The 25,104-nt window shown below is 43.7% G+C and carries 25 protein-coding genes; 3 read left to right on the top strand and 22 right to left on the bottom strand.

Annotated features, from left to right (window positions below; translation table 11 throughout):
• Nucleotides 1–24: 24 nt before the first annotated feature.
• From ACXAFV_RS11880 to ACXAFV_RS11840, 9 genes are all read right to left on the bottom strand, one after another.
• The gene (locus ACXAFV_RS11880) at nt 25–1,299 is read right to left on the bottom strand and encodes a TRAP transporter large permease (protein WP_475126705.1); all 1,275 of its coding nucleotides are present in this window, start codon (nt 1,297–1,299) and stop codon (nt 25–27) included.
• Complete coding sequence (locus ACXAFV_RS11875; protein ID WP_475126704.1) at nt 1,299–1,775, bottom strand: TRAP transporter small permease; 477 nt, start codon at nt 1,773–1,775, stop codon at nt 1,299–1,301. Before ACXAFV_RS11875 ends, ACXAFV_RS11880 begins: the two co-directional genes overlap by 1 nt.
• Before the next feature lie 73 nt (nt 1,776–1,848).
• Nucleotides 1,849–2,844 (bottom strand): TRAP transporter substrate-binding protein, encoded by a 996-nt coding sequence (locus tag ACXAFV_RS11870; RefSeq protein WP_475126703.1) that lies wholly within the window; start codon nt 2,842–2,844, stop codon nt 1,849–1,851.
• A 117-nt stretch (nt 2,845–2,961) separates the two neighbouring features.
• On the bottom strand, nt 2,962–3,975 hold the full coding sequence (allD, locus tag ACXAFV_RS11865) for an ureidoglycolate dehydrogenase (RefSeq protein ID WP_475126702.1): 1,014 nt from the start codon (nt 3,973–3,975) through the stop codon (nt 2,962–2,964).
• 34 nt (nt 3,976–4,009) lie between these two features.
• Nucleotides 4,010–4,555, bottom strand: coding sequence for a 6-phospho-3-hexuloisomerase (gene hxlB / locus ACXAFV_RS11860; protein ID WP_475126701.1), 546 nt, complete (start codon nt 4,553–4,555; stop codon nt 4,010–4,012).
• 40 nt (nt 4,556–4,595) lie between these two features.
• Nucleotides 4,596–5,546: a sugar kinase gene (locus ACXAFV_RS11855; RefSeq protein WP_475126700.1), complete on the bottom strand. Its 951-nt coding sequence runs from the start codon at nt 5,544–5,546 to the stop codon at nt 4,596–4,598.
• Nucleotides 5,547–5,576: 30 nt separating this feature from the next.
• Entirely contained in the window at nt 5,577–6,581 is a 1,005-nt protein-coding gene (locus ACXAFV_RS11850; protein ID WP_475126698.1) for a LacI family DNA-binding transcriptional regulator, read from the bottom strand.
• A gap of 485 nt (nt 6,582–7,066) precedes the next feature.
• Nucleotides 7,067–7,312 carry a DUF2651 family protein gene (locus ACXAFV_RS11845; RefSeq protein WP_475126697.1) on the bottom strand — a complete coding sequence of 82 codons (246 nt, stop codon included), beginning with the start codon at nt 7,310–7,312 and terminating at the stop codon, nt 7,067–7,069.
• Nucleotides 7,313–7,325: 13 nt separating this feature from the next.
• A complete protein-coding gene (locus ACXAFV_RS11840; protein ID WP_475126696.1) occupies nt 7,326–7,784 on the bottom strand; it encodes an SAM-dependent methyltransferase in 459 nt (152 codons plus the stop codon).
• A gap of 221 nt (nt 7,785–8,005) precedes the next feature.
• On the opposite strand from ACXAFV_RS11840, the gene ACXAFV_RS11835 reads away from it, so the two are divergent.
• Nucleotides 8,006–8,278 (top strand): hypothetical protein, encoded by a 273-nt coding sequence (locus ACXAFV_RS11835; protein WP_475126694.1) that lies wholly within the window; start codon nt 8,006–8,008, stop codon nt 8,276–8,278.
• Between the two features lie 167 nt (nt 8,279–8,445).
• Here ACXAFV_RS11835 and ACXAFV_RS11830 read toward each other — a convergent pair whose 3' ends face one another.
• From ACXAFV_RS11830 to ACXAFV_RS11795, 8 genes are all read right to left on the bottom strand, one after another.
• Nucleotides 8,446–9,687, bottom strand: coding sequence for an ATP-binding protein (locus ACXAFV_RS11830; protein WP_475126692.1), 1,242 nt, complete (start codon nt 9,685–9,687; stop codon nt 8,446–8,448).
• A 213-nt stretch (nt 9,688–9,900) separates the two neighbouring features.
• Nucleotides 9,901–11,955: a metallophosphoesterase family protein gene (locus ACXAFV_RS11825; RefSeq protein WP_475126691.1), complete on the bottom strand. Its 2,055-nt coding sequence runs from the start codon at nt 11,953–11,955 to the stop codon at nt 9,901–9,903.
• A 372-nt stretch (nt 11,956–12,327) separates the two neighbouring features.
• Nucleotides 12,328–12,513, bottom strand: a complete 186-nt coding sequence (locus ACXAFV_RS11820; RefSeq protein WP_475126689.1) for a hypothetical protein — start codon at nt 12,511–12,513, stop codon at nt 12,328–12,330.
• 33 nt (nt 12,514–12,546) lie between these two features.
• A complete protein-coding gene (locus ACXAFV_RS11815; protein ID WP_475126688.1) occupies nt 12,547–13,110 on the bottom strand; it encodes an AAA family ATPase in 564 nt (187 codons plus the stop codon).
• Nucleotides 13,111–13,143: 33 nt separating this feature from the next.
• Nucleotides 13,144–13,551, bottom strand: a complete 408-nt coding sequence (locus tag ACXAFV_RS11810; RefSeq protein WP_475126687.1) for a hypothetical protein — start codon at nt 13,549–13,551, stop codon at nt 13,144–13,146.
• A gap of 240 nt (nt 13,552–13,791) precedes the next feature.
• Nucleotides 13,792–16,188: a hypothetical protein gene (locus tag ACXAFV_RS11805; protein WP_475126685.1), complete on the bottom strand. Its 2,397-nt coding sequence runs from the start codon at nt 16,186–16,188 to the stop codon at nt 13,792–13,794.
• 57 nt (nt 16,189–16,245) lie between these two features.
• Nucleotides 16,246–17,076, bottom strand: a complete 831-nt coding sequence (locus ACXAFV_RS11800) for a bacteriochlorophyll 4-vinyl reductase (RefSeq protein WP_475126683.1) — start codon at nt 17,074–17,076, stop codon at nt 16,246–16,248.
• A 483-nt stretch (nt 17,077–17,559) separates the two neighbouring features.
• On the bottom strand, nt 17,560–18,021 hold the full coding sequence (locus ACXAFV_RS11795; protein WP_475126682.1) for a DIP1984 family protein: 462 nt from the start codon (nt 18,019–18,021) through the stop codon (nt 17,560–17,562).
• A 220-nt stretch (nt 18,022–18,241) separates the two neighbouring features.
• Here ACXAFV_RS11795 and ACXAFV_RS11790 point away from each other — a divergent pair, with 220 nt between their 5' ends.
• Together ACXAFV_RS11790 and ACXAFV_RS11785 are read left to right on the top strand one after the other, a co-directional pair.
• A complete protein-coding gene (locus ACXAFV_RS11790) occupies nt 18,242–19,381 on the top strand; it encodes a YibE/F family protein (RefSeq protein WP_475126681.1) in 1,140 nt (379 codons plus the stop codon).
• Nucleotides 19,378–20,178, top strand: a complete 801-nt coding sequence (locus tag ACXAFV_RS11785) for a YibE/F family protein (RefSeq protein ID WP_475126680.1) — start codon at nt 19,378–19,380, stop codon at nt 20,176–20,178. The genes ACXAFV_RS11790 and ACXAFV_RS11785 overlap by 4 nt, the downstream gene beginning before the upstream one ends.
• 123 nt (nt 20,179–20,301) lie before the next feature.
• On the opposite strand, the gene cntE is transcribed toward ACXAFV_RS11785, so the two are convergent.
• From cntE to opp1B, 5 genes are all read right to left on the bottom strand, one after another.
• A complete protein-coding gene (gene cntE / locus ACXAFV_RS11780; protein ID WP_475126679.1) occupies nt 20,302–21,516 on the bottom strand; it encodes a staphylopine family metallophore export MFS transporter CntE in 1,215 nt (404 codons plus the stop codon).
• A 174-nt stretch (nt 21,517–21,690) separates the two neighbouring features.
• Nucleotides 21,691–22,422 carry an ABC transporter ATP-binding protein gene (locus tag ACXAFV_RS11775; protein WP_475126677.1) on the bottom strand — a complete coding sequence of 244 codons (732 nt, stop codon included), beginning with the start codon at nt 22,420–22,422 and terminating at the stop codon, nt 21,691–21,693.
• A complete protein-coding gene (gene cntD / locus ACXAFV_RS11770) occupies nt 22,409–23,230 on the bottom strand; it encodes a staphylopine uptake ABC transporter ATP-binding protein CntD (RefSeq protein WP_475126676.1) in 822 nt (273 codons plus the stop codon). Before cntD ends, ACXAFV_RS11775 begins: the two co-directional genes overlap by 14 nt.
• Entirely contained in the window at nt 23,227–24,105 is an 879-nt protein-coding gene (gene cntC, locus ACXAFV_RS11765; RefSeq protein ID WP_475126674.1) for a staphylopine uptake ABC transporter permease subunit CntC, read from the bottom strand. Before cntC ends, cntD begins: the two co-directional genes overlap by 4 nt.
• Nucleotides 24,106–25,038 (bottom strand): nickel/cobalt ABC transporter permease, encoded by a 933-nt coding sequence (gene opp1B, locus ACXAFV_RS11760; protein WP_475126672.1) that lies wholly within the window; start codon nt 25,036–25,038, stop codon nt 24,106–24,108.
• Between the last annotated feature and the right edge of the window lie 66 nt (nt 25,039–25,104).

The raw sequence follows: 25,104 nt of genomic DNA, 5'->3' as shown, positions 1-25,104 counted from the left end.
CCTTTTTCGTACGATTGATTTCCCTTATTCAAATAGGCTAGGTAAGAATAGAGTGATTTCTGGAATGAAGGCGACCAGTAATAACACTACGAGACTCGCTCCCAAGAATGGAAGCAATGCTTTGGATGTTTTTCCAATCGATACCTTCCCTATACTGGATGCAACGAATAGACACACGCCAACAGGGGGAGTGGATAATCCTATGACCAGATTCAGCACCATCATAACCCCAAAGTGAACCGGGTCCATTCCGACACTCGATGCGACCGGCAGTAATACCGGAAATAAAATGACCAGCGCTGCGATGGTTTCCATGAACGTTCCCACAAACAGCAGCAGTAAGTTGATTAATAGAATGACAACAATAGGATTCTCTGAAATCCCTAAAATACCGTCTGCTACAAGAATCGGAATTTGCTCACTCACTAAAATCCATCCGAATAAATTCGCAAAACCGACCAAGAACATAATGGAAGCTGTATTTACCATAGAATCCAATAAAATTTTAGGAAGATCCTTAAGCTTTAATTCTTTATAGACGAACATCCCGACTACCAAGGCGTATACTACAGCTACGATCGATGCCTCCGTTGGAGTGAAGTAGCCTCCGAGGATTCCGAACAATATAACAAATGTCATCAATAATGCCCAAAAAGCACCTGTAAACGATTTAGCGATGACCCCAATCGGCTGGCGCTCACCTTTGGGATAATTACGTTTTACAGAAATGACATAAGTGACGGCCATTAAACTGACTCCCAATAGGACACCTGGCACTGCCCCTGCCAAGAAGAGATCACCGATCGAGACACTGGCAAGCGTTCCAACGATGATCATCGGAAGTGACGGAGGGATAATCGGACCTACAGTTGAAGAGGATGACGTGACGGCAGCTGAAAAGTCTGCATCATAGCCTTCCTTTTTCATCGCCGGTATCATGACTGCCCCGATACTTGCCGTATCTGCGAGGGCAGTACCTGAAATACCTGCAAACCCCATGGAAGATCCGACATTCGCCAAGCCCAGACCCCCTCTGATATGTCCGACAAAATTATTCGTGAAACCGATAATCCGTTCCGTAATCCCTCCGGCATTCATTAAGTTACCTGCTAGTATGAAACCAGGTATACATAACAATACGAAGGAATTCAGCCCTGCAAACATCTTTTGAGGGACGATGGAAAGGGGGATATCAGCGATAAGCAGATAAATAATAGAAGAGATTCCTAGACTGAAAGCGATTGGAACACTAATAAAAATTAAGATTAAAAATGATATAAATAGAATGGCTGCTAACATTACCTTTCACTCCTTTCTCCAGAGCTGCTCATTGCATGGATGACATGTAAGATCGAATAGATCGCGATAAAAATAAAGGAAATCGATATACTTGCATGAATAATCGACATGTCCAGTGCCATTGTCGCGGATGTCTGTCCTTTTCCTACAGAAATGAATGTATATCCATGATAGGCAATCACAAAGGAAAGAACGACAATGATTAAATAGATAAACGCTTCGTACGTTTCTTGTATTTTTTTGGGTAACAATCCCGTTAAAATATCCACGCTGATGAATTCTTTATTTTTCAACGCAAGAGGAGCCCCAAAGGAGATTGAATAGATAAACAGGAATCTGGTTAGTTCTTCTGTCCAAACAGCTGTGTATGGTAAATAACGGGAAAGGATTTGAATCAACACGACTGTGATGACACCGAGAAAAGACAGGATTGTCACTATTTCCAGTGTACGTGTCAGTATCTTGGTCCCCTTCATACTTCCCCACTCCTTTCTTAAAAGAAGGCATATGCTTCAAACATTGAACGTTTCACATATGCCTTCCCTGTTTTTATTCCACTTCTAGAATTTTCTCATAAAGTCCGTATTGTTCTTCTGATAAGCTTTCTTTGATCGCAGGCTTCATCGCTTCACGGAAAGCATCCTGATCGACTTCGTTGAATTTCATGCCTTCATCCTTTAATTTCTGCTCGTACTCTTTAATTTCCTTATCAAAAAGATCCTTACCAAATGCTTGGGCTTGCTTCGAAGCTTCTTGGACTGCTTTCTTGTTTTCATCAGATAAACTTTCATACTGCTCATTTCCTACTAAGATGTAAATCCATGAATACACGTGTTCAGTTTCATTCACATAGTTTTGAACTTCATATAATCCACCGCTGTGAATAAGGTCAACCGGGTTTTCTTGTCCATCGATCACGTTTTGCTGCAACCCTGTGAACACTTCATTAAAGTCCATTACTTGCGGTTTAGCCCCTGCAGCTTTCCAAGCATCAAGGAATAAAGGTACGTTCGGTACACGCATACTGAAACCATTCAGGTCTTCAGGCGTGCTGATTGGTTCCTTCGACGTTAAGTTCCTAGGTGCGCGAGTATGATAATAAAGCGGTGTCAAACCGACTTTCTCTTTGATTTCTTCCTGGATTTCCTTACCGATGTCTCCTTCTACAACCTTTTGAAGGTGGTCTTCATCTCTGAATGCGTAAGGAACCGCCATCAACGCTGCTTTTGGTGACCAGTTCGCCATCGTTTCACCTGAAATTACCATGTCAGCTGTCCCGGCTTTGATGCTGTTGATCGTATCTGTTTCCCCGCCTAATTGGTTACTAGGATAAACCGTGATTTCTATTTGACCATCCGTCTTTTCTTTCACTAAATCAGCGAACTCTAAAGCCGTTTTGTGCCAGATATGATTTTCATCCGCAAGATGTCCGAATTTCCACTTTATTTTTTCTTCGCCGCCGCTTCCTGAAGAAGATTCAGAGCCACAGGCTGTAAGAAGTAACATGAGTGCAGTGATCATGGCAATCCATTTAATTTTTTTCATTTTTGTTTCCCCCTTGTTTTTTAAAAATTTCCCTATTAGACGTAAACCATTAAGAGTCTTTTCTTCCCCTGGAAAAATTCCCCTCTAGTGAATCACTCCTTTCAAGGTCAATCTTTACTAGTTTGATAGAAGATACTGATATACCGTTTCAGTTATTGGGACTCCTTCTTTCAGATACTTGTCTTCCTTTAGCTGTTCCGGCTCACCTGGCACCAGTACATTATCGAATCCTTCAGCAGGTTTAACCTGGTGGATCTCATCAATCATCCGGTCCATCCCAGAAAGAAAATCCTCCTTGTTTGTAAAAAACGAAGGATTGATTGCACAGACATAGTGTCCAAGTTTCCTTGTTTTATGGTAATCCCCATACATTTTTGAAATATGAGGACCAAATGCAGCTCCTGCCAATAAACCTGAAAAGACATCGACCACCATACCTAGCCCATATCCTTTTGGTCCTGCGAATGGGGTCAGGGCCTTCACCTTATTTGGATCAGTTGTGGAATTCCCCTCATCATCCACTCCCCAGCCATCAGGAATGTCTTTACCTGCTTCTTGTGCATAAAGAATTTTCCCAAGTGCCACGTTACTTGTTGCCATATCCAATATAATGGGCTTATTTGTTTTAGCCGGAAAACCATAAGCGATCGGATTCGTACCCAGGAATGGCTCAGCTCCGCCAAACGGGACGACAATTTTATCAGTATGAGTCATCGCTATGCCAATCAATCTTTGTTCAGCTGCCTGTTGCACAAAATAGGACAATGCCCCGCAATGGCTGCTGTTCATGACGGTGATCATTCCGATACCACTCTCTTTGGCCAGTGTGACCGCCTCATTCATTGCTTCTTTAGCGACGACATGGCCGAGGCCGTCATCACCGTTGAAAATCCCTGAACACGGCCCTGTCTGTTCAAACGAAAAGGACGGGTGCTTATTGAGTCCTCCTTCAGTTAACCGTTTGACGTAGTGCTCCGTTCGTAACACACCGTGAGAGCTGACGCCTCTTAAATCAGCGTGCACCAAGACGTTTGCTGCAGTCTCGGCATGCTTTGGATCCAATCCTGCCTGAACAAGCTTGGAAGCAGCTAACTGCTGCAGCTCCTTATGTGATACAATCACTTCACCCATTTTTCTCACCCCCATGTATAAAAAAGTCAGGATATCACTCTACATTCGCATGTCTTTTAAGTAGTTCGTCGTTTCCATCCTCCCCTTGAAGAAGGGCAAGGATGATTGCATCCAGCATAAGATGTGCGCTTTGATCAAATTGGCTTCCAAGCGGCTGGATGGTTTCCGGTTCTTCCTTGCGTCGATGTTTTGTCGCTGCCGGAATCATCAGTATTCCATCAGTGATCACACGATGATCGTTTGAAGCAGTTACTAAAAACGTGGAACCATCCACTTCTTTTGTTTTAGAGAAATAATGCTTAAGGGAATTGGAATTGCCCGAAGCACTTATGCCGATGAGCAAGTCACCTTTTTCTATGCTGGGTGTAATCGTCTCCCCAATGACATAAACCTCATATCCGGAATGCATCAATCTCATCGCAAAAGCCTTCCCCATCAACCCTGAACGTCCTTCGCCGTACACAAAGATACGCTTTGCTTCATTTATCTTTCCCAGTAATTCATCGGTTTCTTTTTCGTTGATCCCAGATAACACAAGCGAATTTTCCTGAAGAACCGTTTCAAGCAGCTTTTTTATCATTGAAACCGTCCTCCTTCCTGATCATTTGAGGTAAATAAAATCATCGTTCGATATATTCTTTCTCCCCAAGCTGGATAAGGACATCCTCCAAATATGGAAGCCCCTCATTATCACCGGATACACTGACCACCATGGCGCCGATTGTGTTTGAGAACCTTAAAATTTTCTCCAATGGCCAATTTTGAAGGACACCATAGATAAAGCCCGCATCGAAACCGTCTCCGGCACCAACTGTATCAACAACCTTCTTAGGAGGGACCGGAGCTGAATGAATCGTTTTCCCCTCATGGTGACCCACTGAACCTTCACCGCCTTTTTTTATGGCAGTGTAAGAGATCCCGAGTAGTTTGGATTTTTCGATGATTTCCTTTTCATCTCTTGTATCAAATAATAGCTCTGCTTCATCCACTCCCGTAAGCAGGATATCCACAAAAGGGAGTATCTCTGACAGCACTTCCTTTGCTCGTTCTTTACTCCACAGCTTCAAGCGGATGTTGGGATCGAAGGAGATGAGAACATCATTTCGTTTTGCCAGTGTGATTGCCTGCTTGATAATCTCTACATTCTGAGCATCGATTGCTGGAAACACACCGGTTATATGTAAAACTTTCGCATTCTGAATATAGGATTCTTCTAAACAACCAGGTGTTAAAGTAAGCGTCGGAGAATTCAAACGGTAGTAAAAGGTCCTGCCTGATCCATCCTCCAGCACTTCTTTAAAGTTGACAGAGGTAGGATATCCATCAACAAGCTTTACCTGAGATGTATCGATACCTTCTCCCCTTACAAAATGCTGTATATAACGGCCGAATTCATCATTTCCCAATCTGCTGATCCAGCCGGTCTCTAACCCTAATCGTGCACACCCGATGGCTACATTCAGTTCAGCCCCGCCTACATTTCGTTCAAATGAATGAACAAACCGCATCGGTCCTTTTGATACCGGATTCATTGTGATCATGGCATCTCCAATGGTGATTACATCTTTCATTTAGCCATCCCCCGCTTTCATTTACATTTTTCAGCATGAATGCCGAACCATTAACGTCGGTTCAAATCGATAAACTGTCTTTTCTTCGGATAAATCCGGATTTTTTATTTTTTTCAGTAATAATTCTGCCGCTTGTTTTCCCATTTCAAAGGTCGGCTGAGCAATCGTTGTTAATTCAGGAGTGAATAAACTCGCAAATGACACATCGTCAATCCCGATCAGAGCTAAATCGGTTGGCAGGCTTATTTGATTTGATTTGATATACCTTAAGATCTCAATTAACGTTAAGTCATTTCCTGCAATTAATGCCTGAGGCGGTTCTCCTGAAGAAAGCATGTCGTGAAGACCGTCCTGAATCAACTCAAGCTCCAGTGACTTGATGTATTCCTCCCGGACAGGCAGCCCTTTTTCAAGTAACGCTTTCTTGAAACCATTGATCCGTTCCACACGAGGCGTCACGTGCCTCTCCAGTGAAGTGGTCATGATGCCGATTCTTTCATAGCCCCTATCGGTAAAATGATTTACCGCCATTTTTATAGCGCTTTCATTATCAAGCATGATGGAGGACGTCTCCAGACCATCCACGATCCGGTCTACAAACACTAGTGGGTACTTCTCATTGACCATCTTTTTGTACAAGTCAATATTGCCTCCCGTAGGAAAGATGATCAGGCCGTCAACTTGCTTTGCTCTTAGCATCTCTATATATTCTCTTTCTTTTTCAGGATTATCATCGGCATTACAAACAATCACGTGGAACCCCTGTTCATTGCAGATATCCTCTATTGCCCTCATCGTTTGTGTCGAAAAAGTGTGCAAGATGTTTGCGACGATCACTCCGATGGTCGAAGTCGATTTTTGCTTCAAGCTTCTTGCTACGATATTGGGCTGATACCCCAACTCTTCAATCGCCTTGCTGATGCGCTCTTTCGTCTTCGGCGCCATATAATCGAAACGCTTATTCAAGAATTGAGAAACTGTACTTTTTGATACTTCGGCATGCTGTGCCACATCTGAAATCGTTATCCTCTTCATAAATTCCTTCCTTGTAACCTTTTACTAAATCGGTTTAGTAAAGAATGAAAAAATAATAGACTTATACAAGTCAATCATTTTCCCTTAGGTAATTCATAAGGGATAAATCGGTTTACTAAATCGGTTTAGTTATTTATTGTTTTCAATTATAAGAAAATTGAAAGCGTTTTACAAGAGGTATTTGAAAATTAATAAACTTTTTCTTATTTTTGGTATTTCAACCCTTAAAACCGGTGGGCATACCCCAATCATATACATTTTTATTGGGCTGAATCAGCAGCACATGCTTCTTGTTAATATAATTTTGCTTAAAAATCTTTGAGACTTCACCCTTAATCTTCAAGTTCAGCTTATTAATCTTCCTATTTTCAATTCACAAACAAAATCAACCAAGTAAACTATGGGCAGAATGTTCGGTCGGTAAACTAATATGGGGAATATGAAAACAAAGCCCCCATTCAGCTTAAACTGGATGGGGGCTTTTTCTATGCGCGTTTTTGCAATTTAGTCCTGATGGCCTTCACTATTACACCGGATAGCAAAGCGACAATCGTATAAACAAACACCCACATCAAGAAGGTTTCATTGAATAGTAGATACATTGCGATCATACCTGAAATAAAGACAAACGCCGGTGTGACGTAAATATTTTTAAAGATGAAGAATCCCAGCACTCCAAGTATGGCTGATACAAATGGAAAGAAAATCAGAATCATAAAAAAAACATTCATAAAATCCCCCCTGTTAACCCCAATTATTTTTCATAATATCATGTGTCCATTCAGGCTGGATGATCGGCTCTTCTGGAAGAAACTCCTTCATTACTGGTTTTATGTCTAGAATGGGTGTCTCATTGATACAATCCAGGCCTGCTACAAATAAATGTCTTCCGTCTCTTCTGATCACTTTTACAGTGGTTAAGCCTAATTGATTGGGTCTATTTTTTCCACGTTGACTAAAGATCCCGACTTTAGGAAGGGTTTCATCATTCCGGGGATGCCGTGCACCTGTAATAACCTTGTTTTTTTCAACCTTATGGAAATAAAAGATGATATCTAAATGGGAAAATGATTCGATTTCATTTAGCGATTCTTCCGGAAGAGAATCATGTAAAACAATCTTAGAAACTACTTTTCCCCAGTAATCATCTTCAATTTCATGTCGTTCATTATAAGCGAATCCTATTGGCGTTAATGTAATCATGCGGCCATCCCCCTTCCCATAATTTGTCTATTTACCATTATATATTAATTTGAATGAATCATTCTCTCTTTTTTAACTACATCTATATTGAAAGTACACAATACCATCAATTAGGTCACTGTTTCTTTTTGCTCCCAAAAGGTCTGCTCTCAAATTTCCTACACTCATATCGCCTAAATCGCATAGGCTAAAACGTGGAATCATGAAAAGGAGATGAAAGTATGAATTCTCATTATTATCAATGGCCATCGTATCCTTATTACAATCAATACCATTATCAAGACACCCGGGATCACCAATTAAAGCATCACACGTTATCCATGCTGGAACCGCTTGTTCAGTATGGTCTCAAAGAAGCTCAAACCACCTCATATCCGCATGCAATGAGAGAAGTTGCAGCGATTTCCTATTTGATCGGTAAAGGATATGATCCAAATATCGCTTATCAAATGGTCGAATCATGGGAAGTTAATGAAATGTTTTATCACAGATAAATGACTCGTCATTCAAAAAATTAGATCTGTTCCTATCGAAATGGAAAATTCACTGGAATGCCACGGCACTCTAAGTGAATTTTCCATTTTTACAAACCGTGGAACCCTCCCCCACTTAAACATCTCGACATTTCATGCATTGGGTAGACTGAACAATGTTCTTTCCTCTATCCTAATGGAAGACATACGTTGATCTTGGTGCCGACCCCGGGCTCGCTGTCGATATGTATTTCTCCGTTCATGGACTCTATTACCCTGAATACTACCATCATACCGAGGCCAGTCCCTTTGCCTTCTTTGGTTGAGAAGTAGGGTTCACCCAAACGTGTGATCTGTAGCGGAGTCATGCCAATGCCATCATCCTCTATGAGGATATGAATTTCTTTGCTGTCAGAGCTTGACGTCACAAGAATCTCTCCTCCTTGAGGCATGGCTTCTATGCTGTTTTTCAATATATTGACCACTGCTTGCAGGAATAGCCCCGTGTTCCCTTCAACATGATGAGTGGACAAGCTCGAATGAATGATGACGTTATTCATATTGGCAAGGGGCTGTATGACTTGTATGGCTTTATCTATCGTATCTTTTGTAGAAATGCTATCAATTTTATCTGGTGCCGGCTTGGCAAAAGTGAGGTAATCGTGGATGATGGCTGTTGCTCTGTCCATTTCTTGAATCGCAATGTTCAGAAACTCTCTTTCTTTCTCCTGAAGGTCCTGTGACTCTTGTACCATCTGAACAAAACCTCTGGATGATGTTAGGGGGTTCCTGATTTCGTGTGAGATGCTTGCTGCGAGATGACTGACTACTTCAACCTTTTCCATCCGGATCAGCCTCATAAGGATCAGGTTCTGTGAACGGAAGAATTCGACTAAATAAATGGCTAAGATCATACCAAGAACGTGAATGATAATGAATGAAAAAACAAAAGTCATAGGAAGAGGGTGATGAAATATGTAATGAATACTCAATAATATCGCTATACAGGTCAATAAGGTCAGGAATGCGGGAATAACAATGCGCAGGTACACCTTGCTTTTGTTAAACATGGGACGTAATAACATGCACAGGGTGAATAAGATAGGCAAGGTGACAATAGGGATCCATGCCCCATCACCGCCATATATGCTCCTGATCACTGCAATCAGAACACCTAAAACTCCTGCCGTTAAAGGATGCGCATAAAAGCACGCAAGGATAAAGGAAAGAAAACGCAGGTCAAAAATAAAACCTTCGCTGATTTTAAAAGGAAAGAGCATGCATAATATGATTGACAAACCAAACGTAATGAACACAACATACTCATACTGCCTGCTGCTGATGTCTCGTTTATTCATCCAAAACTGCATGAAAAGAATGGAGATTACAATACCAAACAAATTAATCAAAAAACTTTGTATACTGTCCAAAGAAATCCTCCTTGTCTCCTCTAAGACAATTATAAATGAAGGAATTTAGTACGACTAGGGGAAGTAGGCATATTTGCCTGTTTAGACACAGGTTTATGTCATTGAAAAGGAATTTAGAAAAACACAAGGACGGTCCATATGCTTTCAAAGCTGGAAAAACCGTCCATGTGCCTAAATGTGTCGAGATGTATATAAACACGTACTGCCTTGCCACTAAATCAGCGTACTGCGTATTTCCCCTGAACCATACGTAAGCACTCCCAAATTATTTCTCGTCTCAATCAATGAGCCATCATTCAAGGGCTGATACCGAATACGTTCAGTCCATTTAAAATCGGAGCGTCCGCCATCTTTTGAATATTCCACAGTAAGGGTGCATTCCTCATCACAACTGCGTGAAATCAATCGATTCGTCCGCTTTCTGGCATTCACCCACATCATCCATTTCATCACTGAGCCCCAAATACCGGTATAGCTCATGTTCTTCATCGGACTGCTCGTAAATTGATGAATGGTCAAGCTGCCTTCTCTATCATGAAAAGTAATGTCGGATTTGACGGCTGAAGCAGAGTGCAGGTCCCCAGACAGGATGATGCAATCGCTTGGATTCAAGTCTGCCACCCTTTGGATATATTCATTAAAACCCTTCCCGTTATATTTCCAGGCTTCCAGATCAAAACTTGTTTGTACCGGGACACCGAGCGTATGAAGGGGAAGCATATACTTTTGCAGGAATGTTTCTATCAGCCCAATGCCGTATAGCGGAGTGGGTGAAACCATGATCAATGGCTCGCCTTCCATCCACCCTGAATCAAGAAGTTTGGCGTTAACATGATCCCACGCAGCTTCCTTGATCAAATTGGGGCTCTTGCTGACTTCTTTTATTTTCGCAAATAATTTGACAGGCTTCGGTTCATGTTCATAACCTCGCTGGGTTCTGATATCCAGGAAGACGGCTGCCGGGGTTGTCGGGGCAGTGAAGTGCCAGGAATCATACTTCCAAAGAAGGTTTACCCATCTGGTGTGAGAGGAAAATCCCGGTTGAAAGGATTCAAAATAGGCACGCATCGTTTTCCCAAAATATTTGAAGGAAGCTGGATCATTTCCCCAGCCCTGACATAGCCAATAGGAAGCAAGTCCGTTACTGATCACATGTCTTCCGAGCGGTGCCTCCCATACATTCGCTTTCCAAGCCTCCGAAAGATTCCAGTCATCGGTGATATCATGATCATCGAACATCATATACGTGGGAGTATTGGCCATCACTCTTCTCACGGCCCCCAGTGCATCGATTGTGTTGGATACTTCCATCCATTGTTCTTCATATCGTTCCTGAAGCTGTCTATACTCTGTCTTGTATTCCTTTGAATGTCTGTCTTTAAAAGCAACATGCACTTCATTCTCTTCGACCAATTCATGAAATGGCCGGTGCAATCCGTATGCCTTGGAAATGTCCCAAAGCGCCGGACTCCAGGACAATAAGTACATAGCCATGTATTCACCCAGTGTGAGCAAATGATTGGCAGCTTTTCTTGAGGTGAACTTACAGAATTGTTCACTGATATACTGTCTGCCATTGATCTGTTTGATTCCTTCCTTAAGAAGAGGATGTTCCAGTCGTGGTTCCACTGAACCCAGATCCTCCTCACTTCCCAATAGCTCTCTCCCTAACCTGATGATAGGAAGAATGACAGGGTCCGCGACATCATCCGCATAAATTTGATCTCCCATTAAAAAGAGGGACGAAGGCCTTTCCGTGCTGATGGGGTTCGAAGCGATCGTCCGATCCGCATCCAGGAATACGTCTTTCCCTTTCCCGTGCAATTTTCGGCATGATCCATATAGAATCTTGTTTTTATTTCCTCCGTTGATATAAAAAGTCGGATAAGTCAGGTTCCCATAAACGATTGCTTCAGGGTTTTCCGAGGATAACAAACCAAAATCCCCAAGTTCAAGTACCTCGCCGCTCGTATTGTTGAAAGTCAAATTATATCCGATCAAGGTATAGACAGGAAAGGTTCCTGATGAAGGAGACACTTTGATCAAACTGATATATAATTGCTTACCGGCCTTTACCGTCCGGACTTCTGAAACGCAATCCATTTGAGAATATTTAAATGCATCAGAATGTTTACCTCTCGTAACTTTAAACAATTCAGCCTGTATTCCAAAAGGCTTGCTTAATGCCATCCAAATGAAAGCCTGATTTGCATCAACCCGCCGTAAAATAGGCCCGCCCAATATCACCGGCAGCTCACGAACACCCACTCGATCATCCCCCGTTCATAGTATTACTATCATCGTATTCACCTGAACTGGGGGCGGTGTGGACATGAATGCCATATTTATAAAACTAAGTGCATGGAATTTCTCAAAGAATGAATCTGTGGCAGAATCAATTTCAAAAGAAATCATCATAAAAAATGCCTGTCCCTTGGATACACGTAGGGCAGGCATTACTTACTCAGATGTACTACAATCATATTATTTTCATGAAACGTACTTCTGGAAATTCTCTAAACAACTCTATTCAAGCTGCGATTATTTTTTACGCAGATCAGAAGAATCGAATCGCTACCTTTTTTAGGCTGAAAAACAACTATTGGAATGATCTCCTAAGAACATGAACAATACACCAATTTACAAATGAATTGCTTCACGTTTCATAAAAGACTTTTTTCCTGCCGGAAGCCATAAGGTAACTGAAGTCCCCCAGCCTGATTTACTTTTGACGACCATTTCTCCGTCGTAGTCCTTAATTAGCTTGAAACTATCCATGATTTCTTCCGTCAGGCTGCTTTGCTTCGTGAGTTTCCGATATGGCATGTCCGACCATCCATTTTATTGACGTGATAGGGATCATTTCAACAACTTGAACTCTTCTATTATCCGGTTACAAACCTCTTTCGGACTCAAATATGTATTATTGATCTTCAAATAATTCTCTTTATCTATTTCACATTCATTGGAGTTCAATCGGAGTCTGTCCAATGAAGCTATTAACCTCTTCTCAGAGTCTTCGATGTTTCTCTTTGAAGGTTTGTGTTTCAGTCTGTTCGGCGTTTTATTTCGTTCCAACCGTACTTCCAGATCGGATTCCAGCTCAACCAAATAAACGTCTGCTCCCTTGGATTCAAAGATATTCGTCACTTTATCAACCCAGTCCCAATCTTCTTGCTCATTAAAGGCCCACATGAAGGTGAAAATCATTCCGTCTTGATCACTTTTTGAGAAGGCTTCAAAGATCTCTTCCCTCATCATATTTGATAATCTCCACATTTCTTCAGTGAATCCAAAGAATGGCTGAAGCAATTCAATGGTCATATGGTTATGGAATAATTTCAAACCCGTCTCTTTCTCCAATTCCTGTCCAACCGTCATCTTTCCTACGGCTTGCGGACCGAATAGTAATACCAGTTTCATCAATCTTCCCCCCGTTGCAAGTTCTCCCCTGTGTTAATTCGTAAAAAGATAAACAACAAAAATCGATATATAAATAGTATCGGCGACCGCCAGATACATTAATAGATTCGATTTCCTCAGCCTTTCCAAGCTGTAATTGAATAAGCAATCATAAAAGCTGACAATGAATAAGATCACTGAAACAATGATGACGAACACATTACCTGTCATCATCACGGCCAGGGTATAAATCAGCCACCTCCGGAAAAAATTAAAGATCAATACAATAAAGTCCAGGGACATGGAGTATGGGTTTATTTCGAGTTCATCCACAGAAGAGATTTCATCCAGTCCTCTTTTAATTTTTCTATATTCCCTTAAGTAGCCTAGATTCAGCCACAAAATGATGAAGCAGTAGATGATGATTAGCATTTCTTCGTTATTTTTTATATATGACTCCATTTTCGAAACACCCCTTAGACATTGACGCAGTTCGTTCCGTGTTCACAATACTCGGACTAATCATAAGCCAAAAAAATGCCTGAATCCCTACTTGCTAATTAGCTTAGACCTTGGGGATCAGGCACTAACTTGATCAATGTAATCTCATGATAGAAAAGGAGCTGTCCCCCGGTACACTGAACCGTTAATGTGTAAGCGGACATATTGGTACAAAGGTATCTGTCTCCTTTCCACCCAATACTAAATAGCTATCCTTACTTTTTCGCCTTCCACTTCATACACGAAAATATGACGAATGATTGTTTGTCCCTCTCCTTTTTCAACACTCAACTCATATTCAGGCTTTAATCTGTCGAACTGTGTTTTAAACGTTTTTGCGATCGTTCTTGGGACAATGACCCTTCTCTCATTTTGATTCACGTTCATTGTGAAAGTTTCTGAATCTGCATCGTACTTGCCCACTTCTATCGTTTCTGCATATGCACGATAAAAACGTCCCAACAATTCATTTTTATTCACTTTTTGTCCGAGAAACGGTGTGAGTTCCGAAATTTTCTTTTGAACTGCCTTCAGCTTTGACTCAGTTGCATGAATGGCACCTTGATTGACAGACCGTTCTTTTTCTATGGAAGCTTTTGTTTCTTCTTTCAACTTCTGCAATTGAGCACGAACATATTCGTGCTCTTCCTGGACTGTTTCAAGTTCTTCGGCTTTTTTTAGAATACGTTCTTCAAATTCTGAAGTCGTTTCAAATTCATCCTTTTCACCTAGATCTAAACTAGCTGCTTCATAAAGAATCTTCTTTATTTGCAGGTTCTTCATATAGTTGAATTGTTCACCAAAAGACTTCTCCAAGAGGTATTTTTTCTCAAGATGCTGAGCTAACTCTCTCTCGATGTCGTCCTGAATGGTTATGATTTCATGGTATTCCTTCTCAAAATCATGTGGATGAAGCAATAATCTTACATATCGCTCATTGTTATCTTTTTTTAGTTGATCAGCATAGTCTTTTACTTCCTCCATGTAGCTTTCGAGGGAGTATTCCATCTTGCCTTGAATCTCACTTGTTGCCTCCATGACAGCAAAGCTGCCAACATTTTTGTTGATGGAATCCACCCCTTTAATGAGTAGACTACCCACTTTGTTCTTTGTTTCTTTGTTCTTTAGTTGTTTCAGCATCGTGATGAGATTTTGATCCAGACAGAGGACAGCTTCATTTGTAAAACCATCCCCTAAGTCCATACAAGCCAGATTCATAGCTGTGTGTCCAAGGATGTTTCGTTCATTTGGTTTGTAAGTATGGGCCAAAAGCTGTACACCTTTCATATCTTTCTCCACGATAAAGTACATCAATGGCGTCATTCCCCATCGATCCTTCGTTCTGGATAATTCCTGATGATCTGTAAAAAAGCTGTAATTCTTATTCAACACAGCATCATATATCGTTTCGGATACATTTCCTCTGGCCGTTTGAAGATCAGTGAGTAATGTCTCAGCCAACTGGCTATTTGTTTCCGCAAGCGAATGGACCCTTCTCTCAGCTTCCTCAAATGCCAATAGTCCCATTTGGGCACGGATATACCATTCTTCATATTGGCTGCCTGGTTTTCTTGAATTTAGTTCTTCAATGATTTCCAATACGGTTGAAAAATCCTTCTGTTCAAGTTTATCGACAACAGAGGATTCGAGGGAAAGGATGTACTCCTTTTCCAATGTCAGGATATGTCGTTTTTCTTCCTCCAACTCTTCATCTTTCCTAACGTTCAAGTCCTTTTGCTTCATGACGATGCTGATGGCTTCATTAAAATGATGATTGTGAATCAGACCTTCTTTCTCTTCTTCAAGCAGACCAAATTCATACTCTGCCTTCTTACAATCAATATCAACTTTTACCCTGTCAACATCTGCTGGTTCCCAGATGTGTAAATTCTCTAACAGCAAGTGATAACGGTATGCTTCTTCAAATTCATGCAGTTCGCTTTTAATCCCCGATCCATAGTAATAAGCTAATGCGGTATCGTCTGCAGAATGACTGTTAACCATCGTTCTTTCCAGCCTGGCGAGCACCTCTGAAGCGGATGTGAAATCCTTTGATTTAATCTTCCCTTCAATCTCCTCTTGGATTGAATCCACCGTTTGCTCGTACAACTCCCTTTGTCCCTCATCTTCAGAAATTAATAGCTCTTTCAGCTCCTTGAAGAATTGTACATATTCGTCTCTTTTCACATTAAGGACCATATTCCCGTCTGTGTAAATGGATTTCGTTTGGGGATGTATCCCTGCCTGGACAATTCCCTTCATATTGATGGTCTGAGGGGATTCAAAGCTGTGCTTAACGCCTATCATCTCCTTCCCAATAACCATTCCGTCTTTTCCAGATTTCAAAACCGTAGTATCGTATACCGCTAATATATCGCCTGCATTCATTCCGTATGTTTGCATAACATTCGATAGTTTCTTCTCAGGAATATCTATTAAATGGAGAGGTGCCCCGGTTAAACAGCTCGATGCAAGTATTTTGATTTTCTCTTCAAGTACTGAACTTGCACCATTGGACAAGTGGGATGAATCCGTTCCTTTATATGAGACCAGCTCTTCCGGTGTCTTTTCCTTATTTCCGAATAGTTTTTTTAACATCTACTTCACCTGCTTAACGAATTTATTAGGGTGTCAATCTAGCTTCGACAGAGCTTTCTAATGAACACCTGCTTTGTCGGTATCCTCCATCACTTCAAACTCAATATCAATGATCTCAGGGAATTCCTTTTGTAATTCCGCGTATTCTTTTTGAAGCTCTTCATCTGTAAGGGCTAATGTTTCAGACAATGTTTCCATCAGCCGTTTCCCCATCGGTCTCATGGTGGAATACGTAAGGGCTCCGGAAACAACCCCTCCCACTACTGGGATGACCTTGGAAACTCCTTTGGCGAATGAATCCTTCGTCAGCTTCACTCCTATGAATCCCAGTATTTTTTTTAGGATGGGGTAGTACAAGGTTTGTGTTAAAGCTTTCTGAGGCAGTTTCTTCAAGACCTGCTTCGAAAGGCTTGAAGACAGGAACTTGATGGCAGAAGCCGATCCTCCCACTCCGAACATGACGCCTAAGAAGATGAGGACTTTATCCCTGGCTTTCTCTGTATCGAGATGTTCGGCCAACCATAAATCCTGGTGGCCATATAAATAAGCTAATTCCTGAGCAAGCCTCATGGCAGTACCGAAGAATTGGATCACATCGGCAGGAATGGTCCCAGCCATGGCAAATCCGCCCGGCAGCCCTGCTCCAAAAGAAAGAGAGCTGCTCGTCAATGTCCGTCTTTGAATCATGGACTTAGCAATATTATCGATTTCCTTCATTGGCACTCCAGCCGTGTAAGGACCCAATTCAATGATTCTCTTTAATTGAACCGTGTCTTTGCGTTGTTCAAATACCCTGGTTAAAAAGTCATCTCTGGAAACCTTTACCCCAGGCAGGTTCAATGATATTTCTAGAATGGACTCCAATTTATTATTTTCCAACCTTATCACTCCAAAACTTTTAATCTGGCACCATAACCTTTTACAATGAATCTATATATATATATATCAATTCCGGTAATGTGACAGACTTATCAAGAATTCGTTCCAGCATTAACCTTGAGACTATTGTACCTTTAATTGGATGATTTAGGAATTACCATTTCTATTAAGATAATACAGAGCCCTCATTGTTTTTTGTACAGGTCGCAAAAATGGAAAAGGGGCCTGTCCCCCGTCCCACTTAAGTGCTCCGGCGGCAGACCCCAATAAAACGGCCACCAATATATCTCCCCTAACCACCCTCACGAAATAAAATCAATACCCGGTTGTAAATTGTTTACATAAATGGTCATGCTGTCACATTAATGGGTTTCAATTGTGAAAGGAGGACTTGAACCTCCAGGGTCACCCCGCAACCCCTGCCATTGGTACAACATTTACCTGTTGTAAGGTTTGGTATTCGCCTTTCATTTCGCTACCAACTTTATTAAATTATGATTCTATTAAATCTGTCTTCCAATTCAACTCTTGGATTTTTACATCAAGCTGCCTGTATTTTTTGGACAAATCATCTACATACTTTTGCGTGTCCTTCACATTGATCGTCGTGACAGTCTTGATTTCAGTCCTTGAGTAACGGTCAATCCGCATCGTCGCCTGCTCGAGCAGGTCACTATAAATCTTTCTTTCCTGCCCGATCAGATCCCTGCTTGTCAACGCGTCAGCGAGAGATTGCCCTTTATCATATTCTGTAAGTAAATTCGTTCTATTGATCTGTTGAATAAGATGCTTAAGTTTCTCTAATAGTACTGTCATTTCTTTCATTAAATCCTTTGGTTCCTCATCAGGAAGGTCGCCTTCTTGGATTCTTACATTCTGCACCAACCGATTCTTTACATGCTCCACTCTCTTCTGATAATCAGAACGCAGGATTAATGCTTCAGCTATTTTCATTGAATTCTCCCTCCACCAATATGACACTAGTTACTACCAATTATTTCAAATCATTGTCGTTTGAGCAATAACTAATTCCAATATTTGAATGCGAAAAAGGCCTGTCCCCAAGGAAAGCACCCCAGCTTTGATTTACCATACACGTTATGAAATAATGAAACTTGCCAGTAGAGGAATCGTTTTGAGGCTGGCAACAAAGAGAATCATCGGAGGTATATTCTTGCCTGCAATTATTGATAAAATCAAACACACTTCTTACATACAGATTTTCATCTTCTTGATCGCCGGCCTCCTGTTTGCCGGCTCGCTCTATTTCACCGATCATAATCAGGGTCTTTATGACCGTCCCATCGCGGAAGTGAAGAGTGCGAAAGTCGAACAGACGACTGATATGGAAGATATGAACGGCAATAAAGACCGCCTTCACACACAGCAAATCACGGCTCTATTGAAGAACGGGGAGCACAAAGGGAAAACGATCCATTTAACAAATGAATACTCAATCTCTGGTGCCTATGATCAGCCTTACATGCCTGGAAATGAATTATTCGTCTCGATTGACAAGGATCAAAAGAGCCCGAAAGCATTGACCGGGTCCATTGAAGATGTGAAACGGGATAAGTACCTGATGATCATCGCTTGGGTCTTCATCCTCCTTTTACTGATTGTCGGTAAGAAACAAGGGTTGTTTTCACTGATCACCCTCGGAGTCAACGCACTGATCCTCTCGTATGCGCTTGATGTATATCTGCAATCCGAAGGGATCAGCCTGCTGCTGATATGCAGCATCGGGGTGATCATCTTCACGGTGATTTCCCTTTTATTTGTGAATGGATTCAATGAGAAGACCTATGCTGCAGTGGTGGCCACGCTGATTACCACGTTCATCACGCTTCTCATCAGTTATGCGGTCGTGAAGCTCAACGCTGGCAATGGCCTGCGCTATGAGGAGATGCAGTTTCTGACCCGTCCATATGAAATGGTCTTCATGGCAGGGATATTGGTAGGCTGCCTCGGGGCCGTGATGGATGTCGCCATCACCCTGTCGTCATCCATATACGGGCTGTACGAGAAAAATCCCGACATCTCCATCAAGGCATTGACGAAGTCCGGTTTCGAAATCGGCCGGGACATCATGGGGACGATGACCAATATCCTGTTCTTCGTCTATATCAGCGGGGCGATCCCAATGCTCATTCTTTTTTTCAAAAATGCTTCCCCGCTCGGATTCACCCTCACCATGAACCTTTCACTGGAGATGGCAAGGGCGTTGTCCGGTGGAATCGGCATCGTGCTGACGATTCCGATCGGCATCTATATTTCCATCTTTTTTGTCAAGCGAAAGAAGGCTAAATTATGACTGTACAACTGTGGCTTGCAGCCATTCTTTTCATCTTAATGGTATTGATCGGCGGAAAAAAAGGGGCACGTTCGTTTGCAGCCTTGTTCCTGAATTTCGGAGTCCTTCTCCTTACGATCATCATGATGAACGATCCGAATATGAACCCCATCATCCTGACGATTGTCGCATGTGTCCTGATCAGCTGCATATCCCTGTTCTTCATCAGCGAATTCAACATCAAGACAGTGACTGCTTTCATCTCCACGATCGTCACCACAGGGGGATTGCTCTTCTTTATCTTGATGCTGACCGATGCTGCCATGATCCAGGGATTCAGTGAGGAAGAAATCGAGGAAATCGGGGCATTCTCCCTTTTCGTCGGTGTCGATTATGTCAAAATCGGGGCTTCGATGATCATCATGAGTACGATCGGGGCGATCATCGATTTATCCATCTCGATTTCATCCCCTATGAGGGAAATCCATTATCATCATCCCGAAATTAGCCGGAAGGAATTATTCACAAGCGGGCTGAGCATCGGGAGGGACATTCTTGGGACGAGCACGAATACTCTGTTCTTCGCCTTCTTCGGCGGATACATGGCGCTATTGATCTGGTTTAAGGATTTATCCTATTCCCTCGGCGAAATCATCAACTCCAAAGTATTCAGCTCCGAGATGATCTTCATCGGTTCTGCCGGGATTGGTGTCGCCCTTGCCATTCCGATTACTTCGTGGATCACAGCTTATTTTTTGGTAAAAAGTAATAAACGCATCGATAAAAAAATGGCCAGCTCCCGGCACGATGAAGCATAACGTGCCGGGGACTGGCCAAATCTTCATGGATAGACAATCATCGAGTTCTTACAACTATCCATTATTATCTACAAAACAACAACCACTCCTCACTGCGGATCTCCCCTCATACTATGCCGCCGATCAATCTGCACATTTCTTATTTTCACAGCCCATTCCATGCCCATGATCAACACGCCCCCGATAAGAAAACACAACCATCAATAACCCCAGTCCGGCACACACCATATACATCGTGGAGTACGACGTCAGGTCGGCAATCGGCCCCATGATGACGCCTCCCATGGACACGCCGAGATCGGCGGTTGCTATGAACAGTCCAAGTAAAACATTCCGATCTGCTTTAGGCAGCACAAAGGATAGGTAGGTCGTCAGCGTCGGGTAGATCAGGGCCTGTGCAGCACCGACTCCAACAGCCGCTGCATAGAAAAAGGCGGTTCCTCCAGTGAGCGAAAAGCTGATACTCTGGACGGACAGGGCAAGAAGGAGCATCGTTCCCATGATAAACGCCGGATGCCACTTACCGTCCGACGGGATACGCTTTCTCAGCGTAAACCGTGCCAACACGACGGTCGCCGCCTGCAGCATGAGGAAGACCCCTGCACTGCCACCATCCAATTGAAGGGCGTAAAGCGGAATAAAGGTGGTGACTGCCCCGAATACAATCGACGATGCGAGCATGAGGACACTGCATTTAAATAGAAAAGAATTTTTCACTAACTGGCTGAAAGACGCCAGCACATTTCCTCCTTGTCCTTCCGTCTTCCCCATCTGTCCGTCCCAATCCGAAGATTCCATCTTGGCACTGTAGCCGGCAACCCCTGTTACGATCGCGATTCCGATCATCACCCAGCCGAAGGAATCCATCCCTCCCTGCCAGATCACGATGGCAGCCAAAGGACCAAGGATGCCGGGGATGTAGGAAAACAATGAATAAAGGGAGATCCCTTGTGACCGGTCCTTCTCAGAAAGGGCGTCAATGATGCCGATTTGCAGCGCCATCGAGAAGAAGGCCGTCGATACACCTTGCAGAATCCGCGCCAGAAAATATCCCCCTAATCCCGATACCGCGTAAATCGCCAAGGCGAATCCATTCAGGATCAGGATAATGCGCAGCACCTTGATCGGTCCGTGCTTCTGGATGATCCGTCCAGCCCATGGCCGGAAGAACATCGTAGTGAATAGATACGCCCCCATCACCAGCCCGATCGTCGTATTACTCGCTCCCCACTCTTTTCCCTGCAGCGGGATGAGCACGTTCAGGATGGCGTTGGCGCTGAAGTAAAATAGAACTAATATGTATAATCTGATAAAGGGCCATGATAAAGCTCCTCTCAATCCAGGTACCTCCTTACACGGGTAAGGTCCGTCTGCGGCGCAGCCTCCCCACTTTTTTTTACTGGTCTGCACAGGTTATCCAGCCAATATACCTTCAAAAGCTCCGGTCATCTCCTGGACGTCCTTTTTCAAAAAATCCTGGCATCCTTCCGCAAATGCTTCCACTCCATGTCTCTAAAGAGTAACCAGCGCACCAAGCAGCTTCCTTGCATAATCGGACTGCACATCCTTCAGGGACCCGGTTTCAGCGATTTCTTCAATCTGTCCTTCCCGAAAAAAAATGATCCGGTCGCAAATATAGGCGGCCGCCTGAATATCATGCGTGATGAACACGTAACTCATGCTGCGGCGATCCTTCAATTTCTGTAACAGATTCAGGATTTGTAATTGGACCGACACATCCAGCGAACTGATGGCTTCATCCAAGAGGATGTATGCCGGTTCGGTTGCGATCGCCCTTGCGATGCAGACACGCTGAACTTCTCCGCCCGACAATTCATGGGGATATCTCCCGATGTATGAAGAGGAGAGACCGACTTCTGTCAGCAACTCTTCCACCTTTTTTCTTTTTACCCGGCCCTCGAGTGGCTCCATGATCGCTTCCTCAACTGTAAAAAAAGGATTGATGGACGATTTATAGTCTTGAAATACGACGCTTACCTTCCCGGTACGGTTCTTTCTTCTGGATGCATGGAGATCATCCAGTAAAACAGTGCCGCGGTCCGGTTTCTCAATCCCGATCAGGAGCCGTCCCAATGTCGACTTGCCGCTGCCGCTCTCGCCGATGATCCCCAGACATTCGCCGGGCCGGCTTTGAAAGCTGACACCGTTCAGCACCTGCTTCGTCTCTTTTGAAAAGAGGCCGCCTTGCTTATAAGATTTGAATACATTCTCAACCTTCAGCATGTCCAACCACCCCCATTATGTTGGTAAAATGATCGCTAAGGGCCCGCCTGGTTGAAATCAGGAAGGAAGTATATTCATTCTGCGGGTGACGGAACACAACTTCAGCCGATCCTCGCTCGACGATTTCCCCGTCTTTCATCACCAATAGCTCATCGGCGATTTTCCTGACCATCGCAAGGTCATGAGAGACAAATATCATGGAACAGCCGATATTTTCCCGCAGCCTGGCGAGCTCGTTCATCACTTCATATTGGGTGATCGCATCAAGTGCGGTCGTCGGTTCGTCCGCAATGATGAGCTCAGGTTCCAGAACGAGGGCAAGGGCAATCATCACCCGCTGCAGCATCCCGCCCGACAGCTGATGGGGATACTGATTCAACACTTCTGCAGGATTCTTCAACAGGACGCTTTCGAGTGCCCGATGTAGATTACGCTCCGTTTGGGCAGCCGGCCAATTGAAATGTTCGGCGGCTGTCTGTCTCATATGAACGCCGATGACACGCGAAGGATCAAAGGCGGTCATCCCGTTCTGCATGATCATATACATCTGCCTGCCGCGTTTCTTCCTCATGGCTTCTTTTGAAAGGCGATGGATATCCTGTCCTTTAAAGAGAATCGTTCCACTCTCCTTGAGTCCCGGTTTATTCAGCCTCATCAGGGATCGGCACGTCAATGATTTCCCGCTGCCGCTTTCCCCTGCGATGGCAAGGCATGTTCCTTTTTCCACATGAAACGAACTGTCTTTCACAAGCCATTTATCCGTCTTTTCATCTTGGATGTACAGTCCGTTGACCTCCAGTAGTTTCATTTCGATTCCGCCACCTCTTTTCCGATGAATGTATAACGTGCTTTCTTCTTCAGTTGCGTTGACGGATCCAGTGCAATCTGCAAGGCATCGGAGAAGAAGTTAAATGCCATGACGATGATGATGATCGCAAGACCCGGTGCCAGCAAGAGTTCCGGACGGGTGAACATGACCTCACGCGCTTCGTTCAACATCATCCCCCATTCTGCCGTCGGTGCCTGGACCCCCAGTCCAAGAAAGGAGAAGCCCGAGATCTGCAGGATCATCGACGAAATCGAGCTGCTCGTTATCACGGCGATGTCAGCGAATGTAACCGGGATGATATGCCTGATCATGATCCCGACATGCCCTTTTCCGATCGTTCTCGCATATTTCACATAATCAGCATCCGCAAACTGGCGGACGGAGGTTCGGATGACCCGGGCGAACCAGGCCCATTTTATCGAAATGAATGCAATCAAAATATTTTCAAGGCCGACACCGAGCACCCCTATGATCGCGAGCGCCATCACATAACCAGGAAAAGAAAGCACGATGTCGCAGATCCTCATCAGAAACGCATCCACTTTCCCCCTGAAATATCCCGCAGCGAAACCGATTACAGCACCGATCAGGACAGAGGCGAATAGTGCTGCAAGCACCCATAGCACACTCGGCCGGATGCCAAAGATGATGCGCGAAAGAATGCATCGCCCCAAATGGTCATTCCCGAGGAGGTATTCCCAGGAAGTAGGGGCATAGCGCATGTTCATATTGACTTCCTCCGGGTCGTGGGGGGCGATGAAAGGTGCGAATATCCCGCTGAAGATTGTCAGTAAGATGATGACAAAAGACACCATCGCCAGCGGGTCGTTCTTTAAATTCTTCAGCCTGCTCATTTAAAGATCATTCCTTACCATTGGATTTATCGCAGCATTCAAGATATCCGATAGTGCATTGAAAACGACAAACGCCGCGGCTACAATCAGCACATATGCCTGGATGATTGGAAAATCCCTGCTTACGATTGACCTGACACTCAATGTCCCCATCCCCGGCCAAGCGAACACATTCTCTACCACGACCGTACTCCCTAAGATGATTGGGGTCGCCATACAGAAGACTGAAATCGCGACCTGCAGGGAATTGCGTAAAATACGCATGGTGATGTGCCTTTCCTTCAACCCGCAGGCCCGCCCGTACAACACGTAGTCTTTCTGCAGGTTGCTGATCATCGAACTCCGGACAACCCTGAAATAGATGCCGGCAAAGCTGATCGAAATGACGGTTACGGGCAGGAAGTAGCTTTCATACGAATTCATGCCGGTCGTCGGGAATAGATCGAGCTTCACAGAAAAGTACCAAATCAACAGCGTTGCAAGCAGGTAAGAAGGCATCGCCGTCAAGAAAAAGGAAATCCCCCTGACTGACTGATCAACCGCCTTCCCTTCCTGCAGGGCGCAAGTGACCCCGAGCAGGATGGAAAGGAGAACGATCATAAAAGAGGAAACGAGCGTCAGCTTTAACGTATTAAAAAATGCCGGTCCCAACAGTGACCAAACAGGCTGCCCCGTCACATAGGAAGTCCCGAAGTCCAATTGCAGACAGGACCACAGCCAATCCGCGTACTGGACGATAAACGGCCGGTCCATTCCGAGTTCCTCCCTCGTCTGTTCCATCAAATCCTCTGTAATGACCGGGACCCCCTGAGCCTGGAGGACGACTTTCGCCGGGTCCATCGGGGACAGATTGATCAACACGAAGGTGAAAAACGAAATGATAAAGAGCACAGGAATGGAAATCACCAGCCTTTTTACCATATAGCGAACCATATCAACACTCCTTTCCTCGGATTTACACACAATAAGGGGGAAGCCCCCTTATTTTCTAAAAGATGT

Source organism: Rossellomorea sp. ABR4_012, from assembly GCF_056159545.1.
Note: the sequence above shows the minus strand (reverse complement) of the source record. Positions and strands in the feature narration are given on the sequence as shown.